Source organism: Nocardioides sp. CPCC 206348 (genome assembly GCF_048654705.1).
Taxonomy (GTDB): Bacteria; Actinomycetota; Actinomycetes; order Propionibacteriales; family Nocardioidaceae; genus Nocardioides.
In genome coordinates this window covers 52,602-53,049 of record NZ_JBMCZA010000195.1, presented here as the reverse complement: position 1 = coordinate 53,049, position 448 = coordinate 52,602, and the positions used below count along the sequence as shown (strand labels likewise).

Here is a 448-nt window from a genome sequence, read left to right as displayed (position 1 = left end):
GCCGCATCGGGGTCGTCCGCGGTCAGCCAGACCTGCACGAAGCGGACCGGTCCGTCGGGGCCGGCGAACTCCGAGTGCCGCACGCCCGCACCCGCGCTCAGCACCCCGCACTCACCGGCGCCCAGCGTCACCGACGCCCCGGTCCCGTCGGTGTGCACCACGGAACCGGAGACGACCCACGTGACGATCTCGAGCGCCTGGTGGGTGTGCTCCTCGAAACCGAGGCCGGGACCGAGCACGTGGTCGTCGTGGCAGACCATCGGCCCGAACGACAGCCGTTCGGGGTCGAAGTGCGGCCCGAACGAGAAGCCGTGCCTGCTCAGGCGTCCGCGCTCGCGCTCGACGAACCTGACCGAACCCCTGCGGATCTCCACGTTCACATGTCAGATTGTGCCGGTGCCCGACGCCGACCTCGCAGCGCGGTTCCCTGCGGGCTTCCGGTTCGGCA

At 71.2% G+C, this 448-nt stretch carries 1 protein-coding gene; it reads right to left on the bottom strand.

Annotated elements, in window-relative coordinates:
• Nucleotides 1-380: pirin family protein (locus tag ACOADB_RS17965; RefSeq protein WP_378601443.1), on the bottom strand; the 380-nt coding region annotated here is incomplete at its 3' end.
• Between the last annotated feature and the right edge of the window lie 68 nt (nt 381-448).